This window comes from Pseudomonas sp. 2957 (assembly GCF_031456345.1).
In the GTDB taxonomy this organism is placed as follows: domain Bacteria; phylum Pseudomonadota; class Gammaproteobacteria; order Pseudomonadales; family Pseudomonadaceae; genus Aquipseudomonas; species Aquipseudomonas siliginis.
This window is the reverse complement of sequence record NZ_JAVDUL010000003.1, coordinates 58867-75666: the sequence shown is the minus strand read 5'-3', so window position 1 is coordinate 75666 and position 16800 is coordinate 58867. Positions and strand designations below refer to the sequence as shown.

The following is a 16800-nucleotide window of genomic DNA, read 5'->3' as shown; positions in this document are numbered from 1 at the left end:
ACTCACTGCTCAGCGTCCAAGCATAGTTAAGACTCGCTCACTGTGCCTTGATCGGCCAGGGTCAATTGCTGTTGCAGGGCCTGCGCCAGTTCGAGCATCGCTTGGCTGGTTGCCGCCCAGCGACGGGCAATCTCCTGTGACGCGAGCGCTTGCTGGCAGGCGTCCTCGAGCTCATCGCAACATTCGATCAACCGCGAGGCCTGCGCGATGCGTGCTGCGCCCTTGATCTTGTGCGCAACCACTGCCAGCGCTTCGCGATCATCCTCGGGCGACAGCCTCAGCAGTTCTTCGCGGTCGAGACGGCTGCTCTTGAGCAGTTCCACCAGCATGCGCCGGGTTTGCCCGGGGTTGTTGCCGGTCAGCAGGCTCAGACTTTGCAGGTCGAAGACCGAGGCCGGTGATGCCGGCGTGATGCCGTCGATCCATTGTCCGAGCAAGGTCAGACTCAACGGTTTGAACAGGCAGTCGTCCATGCCGGCGAGCTTGCAGCGCTGGACTTCTTCGGGCTGGGCATTGGCGGTGAAACCCAGCACGGTGCACGGCGGGCGGTGGTTTTGCAGTTCAAGCTGGCGAATCCCACGGGTCATGTCATAGCCGTTCATCAAGGGCATGTTGCAGTCGACGATCACCAGATCGAAATGATCGGCCTTCCACCGCTCGAGGCCGCTGCAGCCATCTTCGGCAATGCTGAAGCGATGACCGAGAAACTCCAGTTGCTGACACATGAGCAAACGGTTGGCCGGATGGTCGTCGACAACCAGGACATGTAACGGCGTTGTCGCAGGCTTGATCAACGGTTCGCTTTTCGGCGGATTCACCTTTGCCGGCAGGCTGTCCAGCGGCAGCGATATGCAAACCTGAGTGCCGATGCCGGGCTGGCTGCTCAACTGCAGTTGTCCGCCCATCATTTCGCACAGGTTGCGACTGATGACCAGCCCGAGTCCGGCGCCGTTTTTTGCCTGCCTACTGCCGTTATCCGCCTGCGAGAAAGGTTCGAACAAGCGCTGTTGATCTTCGGCGCTGATGCCTGAGCCGCTGTCCTGCACGGTCAGCTGCATCAATGTTCGCCCAGCAGCGTCTGCCGGGATCAGGTCGAGGGTGATCCGCACGTGGCCGCTTTCGGTGAACTTTATAGCGTTGCTGACCAGGTTGGACAGCACCTGCTTGAAGCGCAGCGGATCCAGGTGCACATCCACAGCCGGGTGCGGCGGGTTGAAGACGACTTGCAAGGCAAGATTTTTCTGCCGCGCTAGGCCGTCGAAGATGCGCGCAACGGAGGTCACCGTGTCGACCAGATTGATCCACTCCGGAGACAGGCTCAGACGGCCGGACTCAATGCGGGCGATGTCGAGGATATCGCCGATCAGCCCGAGCAGATCCTTGGCCGAATGGTAGGCCGTGTCGATCGAAGCGCGATCGGGGTGCTGCGGATCGATGCGTCGCAGGGTCAGTTCGAGCATGCCGATCACGGCGTTCATCGGTGTACGGATCTCGTGGCTCATGGTTGCCAGGAAGGTACTTTTGGCCCGGTTCGCCTCGTCTGCCTGTTCTTTGGCCGCACGCAGTTTTTCAAACAATTGGCGGCGTTCACTGATATCGATCCAGCCGCCAATGATGCCCTGGACGGCACCGCTGGAGTCGCGGTAGGGAAGTATCCAGTGGTAAATCGTCAGGCGGCGGCTGCCGATGTGCAGAGGCCGGTCGAGTATCAAGGGAATGCCTTCGGCAATGACTCTCTGGTAATCGGCCTGGAATGCCTCGGCCTCGAACGCGTTGCTCAGGGTGCCTTGCACGACGCCTTTGCCGATGATGTCCTCGCGTCTGGCGTTGAAGGCTTCGAGATAACTGTCGTTGCAACTTTGCAGCAGACCCTGGCGATCTCGCACGTAAATCGGGTGTGGTGTGCCGTTAACCAGCGAGCGCATGAACTCCAGTTGATCGTTCAGCGCGCGTTCGGCAGCCTGACGTTGCTTGATCTGGTGGCGCATGTAGGCGTTCCAGGTCAACAACAGCAGCAGGATCAGGCCGGCGGCTGCGACTACTTGGTAGAACAGGCGCTGGTAGTTTTGCCAGATGTTCTGTGATGCCGTGGAGTAACCGCGCCAGCGGCCGTTGATCACGCCGAGCTCCTCGGGAGCGATGCTCAGCAGCGCCTTGTTGATGATCGAGGCCAGTTCGGTGTTGTCACGGGCGGTCGCCAGCGAGAAGGCGGCCTGACTGGTGCCGATGGTGGTGGTGATTTGCAGTGGCCGGTCAAAGATGCGCGAGGAGATGAAATAGTTGGCGATCACCAGCGAGTTCACCGCGCCGTCGACGTGATTGTCGGCCAGCATCGATACGGCGCTGAACGTGTCGGGCGTTTCGATCAGTTCGATACCCGGAAAATTCTCATGCAAGTAGGCGACCAGCGGGTTGCCCTGGGCGATCGCCAGCCGCTTGCCTTTGAGTTGGGCCAGGTTGGTCGGGCTGTCGGCGCTTTTGCGGGTCAGCAGCACGTAGGAATTTTCCAGATAGGGACGACTGAAACTCAGGTTTTTTTCACGTTCGGCGCTGGGCAGCAGGGCGGCAATCAGATCGGCCTTGTGATTGTCGATCTGCCTGATCATTTCCGCATCGTTACGGCTGCGCTGGATTTCGAAACGCAGGCCGGTACGCAAGCGGATCAGCTCGAGCAGGTCGGCACTGATGCCGCGGAAATTGCCGGCGCTGTCGAAGAAGGTCAACGGTGCGTACGCCTCATTGACCACTACGCTGACGACGGGATGCTGCTTGAGCCAGTTCTCCTCACGATCCGTCAGCTGGAGTTTACTGTCGGTGAGCAGCAGGTCGCTGCCGGCGCTCCAGCGTTTGGCGATGTCATCGCGCTGGCTGCGCGGGATCGCTGCTAGCACGGTGTCGATGATGCCCAGCAACTGCGGATTGCTGCGCCGCACGGCGAAGCTGAAGCCATGGGCTTCCTGCTTGCCGAAGTTGGCCATGCGGACGTTATTGAGATAGCCCTTGTTGATCATGTAATGGGTGGAGAGGGTGTCGCCGAGAAACACATCGGCCTGGTCGAAGGCCACCGCGTTGATTGCGTTCTGATAGGACGGATAGCAGGTGATCAGCGCTTTGGGATACAGCGCCTTGATCTCCGGCAGCGGCAAATAGTGATACACCATGCTCAGGCGCAGGCCGGCGAGGCCTTCGGTTAGCGAGCGGGTTTCATCTTCGCGGGTCACCAGTACCGGCTGATCGACCGCGTAAGGTGTGGAGAGCGCGAGGTTGGCATTGCCTGCTTCGTAGCCGTTGGCTGTGCCAAGCAGGTCGATCTGGCCATCGATCAAGGCGCGAATGGCAGCCTCGCGCGAGGGAAAGCGTTGCACGCGAATCGGCAAACCGGTGGCTTGACCGAGAATCCCTGCGTAATCGGCGGTCAGTCCCTCGTAGTCCTGGCCACTGACGGTCATGTCGAATGGCGGGTAATCAGGTGCGGAGGTACCCAGTTTCAGTTCGCTGCGAGTCTGTAGCCATTGCCGTTGTGACGATTGCAGGACAATCCCGACAGCCTCGGTTGCCGAGCGGCTGAGCAACGCATAGTCGGGTGAGGGGCTTGGCGAGGCGAAGGCATTGGCGCTCAGATACAGAACGGCGCTCAAGGTGATCAGGTAGTCCTTCAGACGGCTGGGCATGTGGGGTCTCACACGAGTGCGTTGCGTTTGGCCATCTCGATAAGTTCTACAAGGGATCTGGCTTTGAGTTTTTGCATCAGACGCTTTTTATAAGTGCTGACGGTCTTGTTGCTCAGAAACATGCCCTTGGCAATTTCCTTGTTGGTGCGTCCTTGTGCAAATAACTGCAATACCATCAGCTCGCGATCATTAACGGATTTGAATAGTTCAAGTTCTGCATATCGAGTGTCATCGCTGCGCACCGGATTAAGTGCCTGACTGGGGAAGTAGTTGTAACCGGAAAGTACCGCTTTGATTGCGCTGACCAATTCGCTCAAGTCTTCCTGCTTGCAGACATATCCCGATGCACCGGATTGCATGCAGCGGATACCGAACAGCGTAGGACACTGCGCCGTCAGAATCAGAATCTTGAAATTGGAACCCATGGTGTTGAAGCGGGCCAGTACTTCGAGGCCGTCCAGCTTGGGAATGCTGATATCGAGAATGACCAGGTCGGGCATGCATTCACGGACCATCTGCATGGCATCGACACCGTTATCGGTCTCACCGACGACCTTGTAGCCTTCATGTTCCAGGAGCATTCGCACGGCGAGGCGGATGACCGGATGATCGTCCACAATAAAAACGGAGTTCATAAATAGAGTCCCATGCAAGCATGAATAAAGCGCGCACCTTAGCTCAGATGCATGAGCACTCGCATGGACTGGTAGTGTCGCGACTACGTTATCGGATTAATCCTACGCGTAATGAAGAAATGGACTACGTTGAAATTAGGATTGGCGTAAGGAAGCACGAGAGTTCAATTCGCCGAAGATGGAAATTATCCGAGAGCCAATATTGATCTCCAATTATTTACTGGTGTTTAAAGTTGTGTTTAACAAGTGCGGTTCGTTTTGTTTGGTTGCCTGGGTCAGCGCGATCCAGTCTTACCAGTTTAAAGAACGCGTATAACGTTCGTGGCGATAACTCACCGGGCATCAGCCGGCCAGACCAATGGCCGGCTGATGGGGGACGATCAATGACTTGAGCGGCCGGTCATTTCCAGTGCCATGTCACTGGCGTAACTGTCGGTCATGCCGGCGATGAAATCGATCATGCGCAGAAACGAACTGTGCAGCGAACCTTGAGGGTCCGGCGCATTGTTGCCGAGCAAATCGAGAATACGCCGGCTCTTGAACGACGGCGTGCGGCCGTTGTGCTGCTCCAGCGCGGCACCGCAGAACGAATTGAGCAGAATCTCCAGCGTGGTATACGCGCCGATCTCATGCAGCGTCTTGCGCTTGTCCTGGAAGATCTTCTTGCGCGCGATGTCCTTGGCGTTCAACACGCAGCGCTTTGCCGGCCCGTGCATGTGTTCGACCAGATCGCCGTGCAGTGTGCCGGCGAGCAGGGCATCCTGCTGTTCGACAAATGCCCGCGCCGCCGCGTTGGTCAGGTGCTCGATGGCCTTGCCGCGCAGGATCGCCAGTTTACGCCGCCGGGAATCCTGCGGGCCGAGCTGGCGATAGGTTTCCGGCAAATCGTCGCCGACCAGACCGAGCAGCAGTGACTCGACTTCGGCGTATTCGAGCAGCTCCATTTCCAGACCGTCTTCGAGATCGATCAGCGCGTAGCAGATGTCATCGGCAGCCTCCATCAAGTACACCAATGGATGGCGTGCCCAGCGCTGGTCTTCGATTTGCGGCAGACCGAGTTTGTGCGCGATCTGTTCGAGCAATGGCAGCTCGCTTTGGTAGCAGCCGAATTTGTGTTTCTTGTAGCCGAGGGAGTCGGCGTGGCGCGCGGTCCACGGGTACTTCAGATAGGTGCCCAGCGTCGCGTAAGTCAGGCGCGTGCCGCCATCGAACTGGTGATATTCAAGCTGCGTCAGCACGCGAAAGCCTTGAGCATTGCCCTCGAAATTGAGGAAGTCACCACGCTCGGCTTCGCTCATGCCATCGAGCCAGCCGCGCCCGGCGGCTTGTTGAAACCAGTGGCGAATCGCGTCTTCGCCGGAATGGCCGAATGGCGGATTGCCGATGTCATGGGCCAGGCAGGCCGACTGCACGACCATGCCGAGGTCGGCCGGGTCGCACCAGTCTGGCAGCGCGCTGCGCAAGGTTTCACCGACACGCATGCCCAGCGAACGGCCGACACAACTGACTTCCAGCGAATGGGTCAGGCGCGTGTGAATGTGATCGTTGCTGGTGACCGGATGCACTTGGGTCTTGCGCCCGAGGCGGCGGAAGGCCCCGGAGAAAATGATGCGGTCATGGTCTTTGTGAAAAGGGCTGCGGCCGAGTTCTTGCGGGCTGTGCAGCGGCTTGCCGAGGCGTTCGCGGTTGAGCAGGGTTGGCCAATCCAAGGCTGAATCTCTCCGTCTGGTGACTGATCGCCCTAGCTTCCCGGTTCGGCCCCGCGCCTGCAAGCGGAACTACAGACCCGCCGCATCGATATCGATCAGCAGCAGCCGTTCACCGTTATCGAAGAACTGTCCGGCAGTCAGGCAATACTGGTTGCTGGTGGCGTCGCGATAGGTGTTGGACAGGGTCAGGCGGCGTTCTTCCCAGCCTTCGGCCAGCAGATGATAGAAGTACGGTCGCCACGACCAGTTGTGCCCCAGATAGCGATCATCGGCGAACCAGCCGTTATGGCGCCATTCCAGGTTGGGGGTCAGCTGCGTGCCGTGGCGGTCGCACTGATAAAAGCGCAGCAGCCAGGGAAACGCCTGCAATTGCGGCAACGCACTGAGCGGGGCGCGGGCCTGCGCCCATTGCTGCAGAATCGCCATCAGTTCGCTGAGCTGCTGACGCATTTGCATCAGCCGCCCGCGCTCGCTGAGTTTCTGCTTCACGTAGCGTTGCCGCAATTGCGCGAAATGCGCGACGAAGGCATCGGTAGCGAAGAATTCTTCTTGTGCCCGGGCGAAGAGAAATCCCTGCACATAGCGCGAGCCGCACTCCAGCGCGAAATTCAGCTGCGCTTCGGTTTCGACGCCTTCGGCGATGATCCAGCAGCCGGTTTTCTCGGCCATCTGGGCGAGAGCCTTTACCACATCGCTGCTCGGTCCGCCGAGGGCTGCAGCCTGAAACAGGCGCATATCGAGCTTGAGAATGTCCGGTTGCAGGGCCAGCACCCGATCCAGCTGCGAATAGCCTGCGCCGAAATCATCAATGGCGATTCTCGCCCCTGCGTCACGGTAGCGCCCGACCACGTGGGCCAGGCGTTCGCTGTTACCACCCAGTTCGGTGATCTCGAAAACGATGCGCTGCGGATCAACCTCGTGTCGCGCCAGTTGTTTGAGACTTGGCAGCGCTTGATCGGCGCGCAGGCGGCTGATCCAGCGTGGCGACATGTTCAGACTGAGAAACCACTCGGCCGGCGCTTCATGCAGGCGGCTGAGGGCGTGATCACGGATTTGCCGGTCGAGACGGCGCAAGGCAGTGGCCGGCGTGCTCGGATCGGCGAACAACGGTCCTACCGAGGTCAGTTGACCATCGCTCTGACGCAGGCGACCCAATGCTTCGACGCCTGCAATGCGGCCGGTGGCGGTATCGATGAAAGGCTGAAAACAGGCGAGCGGTTGCCCGTCGATCACGGCAAGTCCTTAATCTTGTTTTTGGTTTGGCCGCGCTTGCCGGATAGGCACGCGGGATGGAATCTCCCGATAAGGAGATTCATCCCGGCGCTACTGCAAGAATGTAGCCAGAAGGGCGATTCAGCGTTTGCCCGAGCTGTGCATGACCAGTCTGATCAGCGGCCCAAGCGTCGTGCCCAGACGCAGCAGTCGCGTCAAACCGCCACCACTGCTGCGTTTCGAGCCTTTGCCGGTGAGGAAACCCAGCAGCGTCACCGCCGCCACGCCCCACAACGGCGCGTGCTTGATGCCGAAACCATCCTGCACGTTCTGCTTCATGCCACGCATGCGCTGCAACGGTTGCAGCACTTGCGCGGTTTCGTGGCGGATTTCCTGACGGTGCATTTCCATGCGCAGGCGGATCAGCGCCTTGCGCATTTCCCGGCGGGAGCTGTTGTGCGGAAGTTCAGGCAGGCTCATGGCAGCAGACGCTCCCGGTCGTTGGCCAGCTCTTCGAGCGTGCCGTGGAAAGGCGAGGACTCATCGAAAATCGCCGCTTTGAGGCGCAGACCGCAGAAGATCGACGCCAGCGTGTAAAACACGCACAGGCCGATGATCGCCGCCAGGCGGTAGGTGTCCCAGAAGATGATCATCACCAGCGTCGACAGACCTACCAGCAACAGCAGGGCAAAAACCAGCGCCAGGCCTGCGAACAGCAGCAGGCTGACAGTGCGTGATTTCTGCTCCTGCAGCTCGATGCCGAACAGTTCGACATGACTGTGCAGCAGGCCCAGAACGGCAGCGCCGAGGCGACGCGTAGAGGAGGCGGTGCCCGCAGTCGGGCCGGATTCACCGATCGACATGATCAGCGCCGAGTTGCCAGCAGGCCGATCAGAAAGCCGACGCCGGCAGCGATGCCCACCGACTGCCATGGGTTGGCCGACACATAGTCTTCAGTAGCGGTTACGGCCGCCTGACCGCGCTCACGCAGGGTGTCTTCGGTCACCTTCAGGGTTTCCCGGGCACGCAGCAGGCTGTCATGAATCTGGGCACGCAGCTCATCGGCCTGATCACCCGCGAGGGTCTTGGTGTGTTCGAGCAAGCGTTCGGTGTCGGCGACCAGAGTCTGGAAGTCGTTCATCAGGATTTCTTGAGCAGTCTTTGCCTTGATGCTGGCCATGGGTGGATCTCCGTAGGTGGCTTTGAAGCGTTCGAGTATGAGCCTTGCGCGAAGGTTCAGTGCAAATGCCTGGTACAACTTTTGCTGTGTCGTGGTGCGTCGCTCGGTATATGTGCGCTGTTGCCGGGCGTCCCAGCAGAAAAACTCTAATTAATTTACTAGCAGTTCGTGATCGGACATCGATAAATGCGCCAAATCAGTTCATCAACCCCTCCCGTTGCATGACTGGTGAGTCTTGATTTGGTGCATGAAATGCCCGCATGAACCGCTTTGGTGCCTTTCAGCCTTGGGTCTGCCTCCTCATGGAAAATCTGCAAAGCGCTGTGGACACGCTGGTTCACAGCTCCAACACGTTGTTCATTCTGATCGGTGCGGTGATGGTACTGGCGATGCACGCCGGTTTCGCCTTTCTGGAGGTCGGCACGGTCCGGCAGAAGAACCAGGTCAACGCGCTGGCGAAAATCCTCAGCGACTTCGCCGTCTCGACCCAGGCCTATTTCTTTATAGGCTATTGGATCTCCTATGGCGTCACCTTCATGCAACCGGCGGCGGTGCTCACGGCTGACCATGGCTATGGACTGGTGAAGTTTTTCTTTCTGCTGACCTTCGCTGCCGCGATCCCGGCGATCATTTCCGGCGGCATTGCCGAACGCGCGCGGTTTGTCCCGCAGTTGTGCGCGACGGCGCTGATCGTGGCGTTTATCTATCCGTTCTTCGAAGGGCTGATCTGGAACGGCAACTTCGGTTTGCAAAGCTGGCTGGCGGCGCAGTTTGGCGCGGCATTCCATGATTTCGCCGGCTCGGTGGTGGTGCATGCCGTGGGCGGTTGGCTGGCGTTGGCCGCTGTTCTGCTGCTCGGGCCGCGCAATGGTCGCTATCGCGATGGACGCCTGGTCGCGTTCGCGCCGTCGAGCATTCCGTTTCTCGCACTGGGCTCGTGGATCCTGATTGTCGGCTGGTTCGGCTTCAACGTGATGAGCGCGCAGACGCTGCAAGGCGTCAGTGGCCTGGTCGCGGTCAACTCGCTGATGGCCATGGTCGGCGGTACCGTCGCGGCGTTGATCGTTGGGCGCAATGACCCGGGCTTTCTGCACAACGGCCCGCTGGCCGGGCTGGTGGCGATTTGCGCCGGCTCCGACCTGATGCATCCGGTCGGAGCGCTGGTGACCGGCGCGATCGCCGGAGCCTTGTTTGTCTGGTGCTTTACCGCTGCGCAAGTCAAATGGCGCATCGATGATGTCTTGGGTGTCTGGCCGTTGCATGGTTTGTGTGGCGTGTGGGGCGGGATTGCCTGCGGCATCTTCGGTCAGTCTGCGCTGGGTGGCCTGGGCGGCGTCAGCCTGATCAGCCAGTTGATCGGCACTGCGCTTGGCGTCGCGGTGGCGCTGGTCGGCGGCTTCGTCGTCTACGGCGCGATCAAGGCATTGCATGGGCTGCGCCTGAGTCAGGAACAAGAGTATTACGGCGCCGACCTGTCGCTGCACAAGATCGGCGCGGTGAGTCAGGACTAGATTTCCTCATCATTGGCTCCGGGATAGAAACCGTGGAGCAGGCGATAGCGATCGATACGCACTTGATCGACCTTCTCCTGCACTTTGTGCGCGGGCAGGCCAAGCATGATCAGCGCGTGTGAAGCGAGCATCAGGCTCGACTCCAGAAGCTCCGGCACCACCTCGGTGGCGCCGGCGGCTCTGAGCTCCGCCGATTGGCTGTCGTCACGGGTGCGTACCAGAATCGGCACCTGTCGGTTGAGTCGCCGGGCTTCGCGCAGAATGCGCAACGCCACGTCACTTTGATCCACGGCAATCACCAGCAGCCTGGCGCGCAACAGGCCAACCGCAGTAAGCAGATCGCCACGCGACGAGTCGCCGTAATGCACGTCGCTTTCCGCGGATGCGGCTTCCTGCACCCGCACCGGATCGTTGTCCAGCGCAACATAGGCTTGCCCCGCATTGCCCATGAAGCGGCCGATGGACTGGCCGACGCGACCGTAGCCGCAGATCACCACGTGCTGGTCGAGGTCGGCGTTGAGCGCGCTGATCTGTTCGATCTGCGCCTCCTGATTGGGCTTGCGGTGCAGCACGGCCGCAATGCGCGGCGCCGCACGCAACAGCAGTGGCGTGAGCAGCATCGAACAGAACGTCGCCGCGAGCAGCAGCGCCCCCGGCTCGGCCGGCAACAGACTGTTCTGCTGCATCTGCGCCATCAAGGCAAAACAGAACTCCCCGCCCTGGGCCAGGGCCAGACCGCTGCGCCACGCGGTTTCGCTGTCACTGCCGCGCCACTTCACCAGCAGCGCGACCACGGTGCCCTTGATCAGCATCAGGCCAAGCGTAAGGCCGATGATCAACAGGCTGTGACTGACGAACAGTTGCAGGTCGATGAGCATGCCGATGCTGACGAAGAACACGCCGAGCAGAATGTCGCGAAAGGGCCGGATGTCAGCTTCGATCTGGTGCCGGTAATGGCTTTCCCCGAGCAACATGCCGGCAAGGAAAGCGCCGAGTGCAGGCGACAGCCCCAGCAAGTGCGTGAGCCAGGCAGTCAGCAGCACGATCACCAGCGCCAGCAGGACGAACAGCTCCGCCGAACGCGAGGCCGCCACTTCATGAAACAGCCGTGGCAATAACCAGCGACTGGCGAGCAGCAGGCCGAAGAACAGCACCAAGGTTTTGCCCAGGGTCAACGGCAAGGCCCAATACCAGGCCTGCTCGCTGGTGCCGGCGAAGACCGGAACCAGTGTCAGCAGCAATACCGCGACAACGTCCTGAAACAGCAACACGCCGACCGCGTTCTGGCCGTGGCTGCTGAACACTTCACCAAGACTGCCCAGCTCCTTGGTCACGATCGCCGTGGATGACAGCGATAATCCGGCACCGAGCAACAGCGCCGGCATCAGCGGCATGCCCAGGCCCATCAACAGGGTGCCGAGCAGCGCTGCGCTGATCAGCACTTGCTGACTGCCGAGGCGAAACACCACCTGGCGCAGCGCAATCATCTTCGACAGGGAGAACTCCAGGCCTAGCGAAAACAGCAGAAACACCACGCCCAGCTCGGCGACATCCGGCAGATGTTCGCTCTCGTTGACCCAGTCGAATGCGTTCGGCCCGACCAGTAATCCCACGCACAGGTAACCCAGTACCGGCGGCAGTCGCAGGCGCCGGAACAGGGCAATCACCACCAGGGATGAGGCGAGGATGATCAACAGATTTGCAAACACGGGACACTCCGCTGTCAGGGCGTTGGCCTCTGAAGCGTAGAGGCAAAAAGTCCGCGAGGATGACGCATTTGCAATTTGCGCTGAATGATTTGCGTCAGGATTTTGCGCCGGGAGCGCTGGGTCCTTTGAGCGGCGCTGGGTCGACGAGGGTTTAGTGGCGTCCTAGAATGGGCTCACTTGTTTTCCGGTAATGCCGTCATGCCTCCTGAATGTCAGCTGTTCGGCACCCTCGGGTGTCACCTGTGTGAAGTCGCCGAAGCCGAGCTGATGCCCTTCGTCGAGCATGGTCTGCTGGTTGAACTGGTGGACATTGCCGAAGACGAATCGTGGTTCGAAAAATACAGCTTGCGCATCCCGGTACTGCGGCGCGTTGACACTGGCGCGGAGCTGGATTGGCCGTTCAGTGGCGATGAAATCGCGGCGTTTTTACGATGATGGGGTTTACTACCGTTCTTCCGCTGGTCGCAGCGATACATCCTTGCGTTGGCGCTCGCTGACTTCTTCGGTTACTGTATGTCCATACAGCAATCGAGTCAGAGGGATGAACCGTGGTCAATGTCGAACAGTTGAAGAGCAGCGTTAACCGGATGTCGGTCGACGTGGTGCGCGAGGCCGTCCTCGAATTGCGCCTGGACGGGCTGGTCACGGAAGGCAAGACGCCGTTCAACAAGCTGCATTTCAACACCTGCTTTGCCGAGATCGAAGCCCTGTTCCAGCGCGCCGGTTATCACAAGCAGCTGGATGTGGTCGGTTATCAGGGCCTGCTGTATGCCTTGTACGATCCGGGTCGCTGGGAGGCGGTCGATGTCTTGCGCTGGCTGAAGGAGTTCACCGAAGCGGCGGCCCTCAAGTCGATTCCGGCCTGATGAAACTGCGCTAGGTGGCTTTGCCTCACTGTTGGATAATGCCGGCCTGCATTGAGGATTTCTGTTTCGTATGACCAGCCCCGTATTTTCCGCTGCGCACAATCAGGCCAGCACCTTGTATTTGCCGCCCGGTCCTTGGCTGACAGTGCTCGATTGCCTGTGCGAGCACTTCAGCGCTATCGGCCGCGAACAATGGCTCGACCGGATTGCTCGCGGGCGGGTGCTGGATGCGCAGGGCCAGCCGATTGCGCTGGACTTGCCGTACAAGGAAGGTCTGCGCATTCACTACTTTCGCGAAGTGCCGGACGAGAAGCCGATCCCGGTGCTCGAGTCGATTCTCTACGCTGACGAACATCTGGTAGTGGCCGACAAACCTCATTTTCTGCCAGTCACCCCGGCCGGGGAATATGTCGAACAAACCCTGCTGCGCCGGCTGATCCGTCGGCTGGACAATCCGCATCTGGTGCCGCTGCACCGCATCGACCGGCACACGGCAGGTTTGGTGATCTTCTCGGCCAACCCGCAAACCCGCTCGGCCTATCAGTCGTTGTTCCCGACGCGGCAGATCGACAAGCGCTATGAAGCGATCGCCCCGGCGCTGCCCGAGCTGAATTTCCCGTTGGTGCACAAGAGCCGTTTGGTCGATGGCGAGCCGTTCTTCCGCATGCAAGAAGGGCCTGGCGTCAGCAACACCGAAACGGCGGTCGAGGTGCGTGAGAAAAATGGTGATCTGTGGCGCTATGGCCTCTATCCCGTGACGGGCAAGAAGCATCAGTTGCGGGTGCACATGACGGCGCTGGGAGCGAGTATTTGCAACGACCCGTTTTATCCGACGGTGTTGAAAGATGTCGAGGACGACTACGCCAACCCGTTGAAGCTGCTTGCGCAAGGCCTGCGCTTCATTGACCCGGTGACCGGGGAATTGCGGGAGTTCGAGAGTCGAATCACCTTGCAGTGGTAATGCTGAAACTGCTTTCCGAGCGCCCATGAAAAAGCCCGCATGACAATGCGGGCTTTTCTGTATCCGGTAACGACGCGGAGCCTTACAGCTCTTTAACGGTACGAACCTGATCCTTGTTGATGCGGGTCTCTTTGCCGTCCAGCTGCTGGAACTCGTAGAAGCCCGAATCATCATCGTATTTCGGGGTGTCGACGGCCTGGATTTCGCGACCGTCATTCAAGGTGATCACTGTCGGCGAGGAGCAACCGGCGAGGGTTGCCAGGCCCAGTGCGAGCATGAAAGTGGCGAGGGTCCGTTGAGTCATGAGTGTGTCTCCGAATGGGAAATCTTCTGGTTACTGAGCTTGAGACGTAAACAAGGCGTGAGAGTTCCTTGGATAGTGTCAGTCTGACACAGTGTTGTGCAGATGTAACAATTCGGGGGTGTTGAGGTTGGCCAGTCGCGGGTCGTTGTCAGGGCATTGCAATGCGACGGCGCCGAGACTGCGCATCACCCTGCCCGGGCTGCGCTCGCCTGCATTCCAGGCTGCTTCGAACGCTGGCAACAGCGCCACCGGAATCACGCACAACAGCGGTTCCCAGTGCTCGCCGTGGCGCAGCATTAAAGGTTTTTCACGTTGCAGATCGGCAGTGGTCAGCATGGCTTCCAGCAACGCCGTGTCGATTCGCGGCACATCGCATGGCAACACCAGCAAATGCGCATGGCGCGCCGCTTTCAGTCCAGCACGAATACCGGCCAGCGGCCCGGGGAAATCGCCTTCATCATCCATTACCAACTGATCGGCAAACCCGGCATAACGCTCGCGATTGCGGTTGCACGAGATGATCAGATCGTCGGTCAGCGGCCGTACCTTGCGCTGGAGATGCGCGATCAACGGCTCGCCCAGCCACTCGATGAGGCCCTTGTCCTGACCGCCCATGCGTTGACCGCGTCCACCGGCCAGAAGCAGGACGGAGCAGGGTGGCAACGGCTTGTTCGAGGGCATGACGACTCTCCAGAGGGGCGGCGGAAAAATGAGCCGCTGTGATATAACACCGGGCTGTTTCCCCTACAACTGGAAGAGCCTATGAAAGCCAAGGCTGATGTACCTTTCGTGCCGCTCAATATTGCGGTGCTGACTGTCAGCGACACCCGAACCCTGGAAACCGATACCTCCGGCCAGGTCTTCGTCGATCGCTTGATCGCGGCCGGTCACGCGCTGGCCGAGCGTGTTTTGCTTAAAGATGATCTCTACAAAATTCGCGCGCAAGTCGCCAATTGGATTGCCGACGATGTGGTTCAGGTCGTGCTGATTACCGGCGGCACCGGCTTCACCGGGCGTGACAGCACACCGGAAGCGGTGGCGTGCCTGCTCGACAAGCAGGTCGACGGATTCGGCGAACTGTTCCGCCAGATCTCCGTGGCCGACATCGGCACTTCGACCGTGCAGTCCCGGGCCTTGGCGGGTCTGGCCAACGGCACGCTGGTGTGCTGCCTGCCGGGTTCGACCAATGCGGTGCGCACTGGCTGGGATGGCATTCTTGCTGAGCAACTGGACGCCCGTCATCGTCCGTGCAACTTCGTCACCCATCTGAAGCAGGCGGCGCCTTGTGAATCCCGTGGGTAAGCCGGGCAAGACCGGCAGTCTGCTGCCTGTCGAAACGGCGCTCGAGCGTTTGCTGGCCATGGCCGATGCGTCGCGCATTGTCGAGTGCGAGCACTTGCCGCTGGCTCAGGTCGAAGGGCGGGTGCTGGCTGAAGATCTGATCTCGACGCTGGATCTGCCGCCGTGGCCGAACAGCGCCATGGACGGCTACGCCTTGAACCTGGCGGATTGGCAGGGCGAGCCGCTGCCAGTCAGCCAAAAAGTTTTTGCCGGGCAATCTCCGCAGCCGTTGGAACCAGGCAGCTGCGCACGCATCTTTACCGGGGCACCGCTGCCGCCGGGCGCTGACTGTGTCGAGATGCAGGAAAATGCCGAAGTTCAGGCCGACGGCCGAGTGCGCTTTCTTGAGCCTTTGAAGGCCGGGCAGAACATTCGTCCGCAAGGGCAGGAAACCACGGTCGGCGAATTGGTACTGCAAGCTGGAACCCGGCTCGGACCGATTGAGCAAGGCCTGGCTGCTTCGCTTGGCTGTGCCGGGGTTAACGTCGTGCGCAAGCCGCGGGTGGCGGTTCTGTCCACTGGGGACGAGCTGGTTGAACCCGGTCAGGCATTGGGTCCGGGCCAGATCTACAACAGCAATCGCGTACTTCTGTGCAGCTGGTTGCAGCGTCTGGGCTGCGAAGTGATCGATGGCGGAATTCTTCTGGACGATCTGCCCGCGACGCGGGCGCGGCTGGGCGAACTGCAAAATGTCGATCTGATTCTGTCTACTGGCGGTGTCTCGGTCGGTGAAGCGGATTTTCTCGGCCTTGCCTTGCGAGAGGAAGGCGAACTGGCCTTGTGGAAGCTGGCCATCAAGCCTGGAAAACCGTTGACGTTCGGCCATTTCCGCAACGTGCCGGTGATTGGCCTGCCCGGCAATCCCGCCTCTACGCTGGTGACGTTCGCCTTGCTGACGCGGCCTTATCTGTTGCGACGCCTGGGTGTGCAAGATGTCGAGCCGCTCAAGTTTGCAGTGCCAGCAGGCTTTGTCTGGCCGGTGGCCGGCAACCGTCGTGAATATCTGCGCGGGCGCTTGGAGCAGGGGCGGGCGATCATTTACCGCAACCAGAGTTCGGGTGTGCTGCGTAGCGCGGCGTGGGCCGACGGATTGGTGGAAGTCCGAGAAGGCCGCACGCTGAGCGAGGGTGATGCAGTGAGCTTCATTCCCCTCAGTGACCTTCTGGGGTAGAGCATCTCGCCCATGCACGCGTCGGCTGATACGCACGGCGCGTGCAACGAATGATTCGGTCAGTTGCTGATCAATGTCACCAACTGGTCGAATCGGCTGTTGGCCACCCAGCCCAGCAGTCCGAGGATGACAGCGGTGGCACCCGCCGAATACGCCAGGCGGTGTTTGATCGTCCGGACATCATTGAGCACTTCGTCCATATCGCGGCGCATGTATTTGAAGTGAGTCTCCAGCTCGCTGACTCGGGGTTCCATATCAAACTCTCCAGGGGTCTTGGCGCTGTTACAGAAGTCTGGTTTCTTGCTGGCACGACTTTCGGCGAGAGCGGCGACCGGGCTCACCGGTGCCTTGGTTTCATGGTTGTGCATGGAAGTTCTCGCCGATCGTATCAACTGCACGCTTGCTGGTTTTGCCATTGCTCGATTCATGGAAATAAATCGGGGGGTATCCGTTCATTACCGGCACATCCTTGTGTTAATGGGTTGAAGGTTGATGCTGCTGGCACACGGTGACCCAATGGTCGGACGGGG

General features: G+C 59.9%; 17 protein-coding genes. 6 read left to right on the top strand and 11 right to left on the bottom strand.

Going from position 1 to position 16800, the window contains the following annotated elements:
• Positions 1 to 26: 26 nt before the first annotated feature.
• The 7 genes from J2Y39_RS10770 to J2Y39_RS10740 form a co-directional block, all read right to left on the bottom strand.
• Positions 27 to 3671, bottom strand: coding sequence for a transporter substrate-binding domain-containing protein (locus J2Y39_RS10770; protein WP_310217460.1), 3645 nt, complete (start codon positions 3669 to 3671; stop codon positions 27 to 29).
• A gap of 8 nt (positions 3672 to 3679) precedes the next feature.
• On the bottom strand, positions 3680 to 4306 hold the full coding sequence (locus J2Y39_RS10765) for a response regulator transcription factor (protein ID WP_041478434.1): 627 nt from the start codon (positions 4304 to 4306) through the stop codon (positions 3680 to 3682).
• Positions 4307 to 4686: 380 nt separating this feature from the next.
• Positions 4687 to 6015: a deoxyguanosinetriphosphate triphosphohydrolase gene (locus tag J2Y39_RS10760; RefSeq protein ID WP_016770846.1), complete on the bottom strand. Its 1329-nt coding sequence runs from the start codon at positions 6013 to 6015 to the stop codon at positions 4687 to 4689.
• Between the two features lie 69 nt (positions 6016 to 6084).
• Positions 6085 to 7248 carry an EAL domain-containing protein gene (locus J2Y39_RS10755; RefSeq protein WP_310217455.1) on the bottom strand — a complete coding sequence of 388 codons (1164 nt, stop codon included), beginning with the start codon at positions 7246 to 7248 and terminating at the stop codon, positions 6085 to 6087.
• Positions 7249 to 7368: 120 nt separating this feature from the next.
• The gene (locus J2Y39_RS10750; protein WP_016770844.1) at positions 7369 to 7707 is read right to left on the bottom strand and encodes a hypothetical protein; all 339 of its coding nucleotides are present in this window, start codon (positions 7705 to 7707) and stop codon (positions 7369 to 7371) included.
• Positions 7704 to 8090, bottom strand: a complete 387-nt coding sequence (locus J2Y39_RS10745) for a phage holin family protein (RefSeq protein WP_008079909.1) — start codon at positions 8088 to 8090, stop codon at positions 7704 to 7706. Before J2Y39_RS10745 ends, J2Y39_RS10750 begins: the two co-directional genes overlap by 4 nt.
• 2 nt (positions 8091 to 8092) lie before the next feature.
• Entirely contained in the window at positions 8093 to 8407 is a 315-nt protein-coding gene (locus J2Y39_RS10740) for a YqjD family protein (protein WP_016770842.1), read from the bottom strand.
• A gap of 302 nt (positions 8408 to 8709) precedes the next feature.
• On the opposite strand from J2Y39_RS10740, the gene J2Y39_RS10735 reads away from it, so the two are divergent.
• A complete protein-coding gene (locus tag J2Y39_RS10735; protein WP_310217452.1) occupies positions 8710 to 9918 on the top strand; it encodes an ammonium transporter in 1209 nt (402 codons plus the stop codon).
• Here J2Y39_RS10735 and J2Y39_RS10730 read toward each other — a convergent pair.
• Positions 9915 to 11627, bottom strand: a complete 1713-nt coding sequence (locus J2Y39_RS10730; RefSeq protein ID WP_095182190.1) for a monovalent cation:proton antiporter-2 (CPA2) family protein — start codon at positions 11625 to 11627, stop codon at positions 9915 to 9917. The two genes, J2Y39_RS10735 and J2Y39_RS10730, sit on opposite strands and share 4 nt — an antisense overlap.
• A gap of 198 nt (positions 11628 to 11825) precedes the next feature.
• On the opposite strand from J2Y39_RS10730, the gene J2Y39_RS10725 reads away from it, so the two are divergent.
• The 3 genes from J2Y39_RS10725 (at position 11826) to J2Y39_RS10715 (ending at position 13454) form a co-directional block, all read left to right on the top strand.
• A complete protein-coding gene (locus tag J2Y39_RS10725) occupies positions 11826 to 12062 on the top strand; it encodes a glutaredoxin family protein (RefSeq protein ID WP_016770838.1) in 237 nt (78 codons plus the stop codon).
• A 113-nt stretch (positions 12063 to 12175) separates the two neighbouring features.
• Positions 12176 to 12493 carry a hypothetical protein gene (locus tag J2Y39_RS10720; protein ID WP_016770837.1) on the top strand — a complete coding sequence of 106 codons (318 nt, stop codon included), beginning with the start codon at positions 12176 to 12178 and terminating at the stop codon, positions 12491 to 12493.
• A gap of 70 nt (positions 12494 to 12563) precedes the next feature.
• The gene (locus tag J2Y39_RS10715) at positions 12564 to 13454 is read left to right on the top strand and encodes a pseudouridine synthase (protein WP_310217448.1); all 891 of its coding nucleotides are present in this window, start codon (positions 12564 to 12566) and stop codon (positions 13452 to 13454) included.
• Positions 13455 to 13536: 82 nt separating this feature from the next.
• Here J2Y39_RS10715 and J2Y39_RS10710 read toward each other — a convergent pair whose 3' ends face one another.
• The gene (locus tag J2Y39_RS10710; RefSeq protein ID WP_016770600.1) at positions 13537 to 13758 is read right to left on the bottom strand and encodes a YgdI/YgdR family lipoprotein; all 222 of its coding nucleotides are present in this window, start codon (positions 13756 to 13758) and stop codon (positions 13537 to 13539) included.
• A 78-nt stretch (positions 13759 to 13836) separates the two neighbouring features.
• Positions 13837 to 14439 (bottom strand): molybdenum cofactor guanylyltransferase MobA, encoded by a 603-nt coding sequence (gene mobA / locus J2Y39_RS10705; protein ID WP_056788518.1) that lies wholly within the window; start codon positions 14437 to 14439, stop codon positions 13837 to 13839.
• Positions 14440 to 14520: 81 nt separating this feature from the next.
• On the opposite strand from mobA, the gene moaB reads away from it, so the two are divergent.
• Both moaB and glp read left to right on the top strand, forming a co-directional pair.
• A complete protein-coding gene (gene moaB, locus J2Y39_RS10700; RefSeq protein ID WP_016770598.1) occupies positions 14521 to 15060 on the top strand; it encodes a molybdenum cofactor biosynthesis protein B in 540 nt (179 codons plus the stop codon).
• The gene (glp, locus tag J2Y39_RS10695) at positions 15044 to 16270 is read left to right on the top strand and encodes a gephyrin-like molybdotransferase Glp (RefSeq protein ID WP_310217444.1); all 1227 of its coding nucleotides are present in this window, start codon (positions 15044 to 15046) and stop codon (positions 16268 to 16270) included. The genes moaB and glp overlap by 17 nt, the downstream gene beginning before the upstream one ends.
• Before the next feature lie 59 nt (positions 16271 to 16329).
• Here the strand turns inward: glp and J2Y39_RS10690 are convergent, their stop codons facing one another.
• Positions 16330 to 16638 (bottom strand): hypothetical protein, encoded by a 309-nt coding sequence (locus J2Y39_RS10690; protein ID WP_172834003.1) that lies wholly within the window; start codon positions 16636 to 16638, stop codon positions 16330 to 16332.
• Positions 16639 to 16800: the final 162 nt, after the last annotated feature.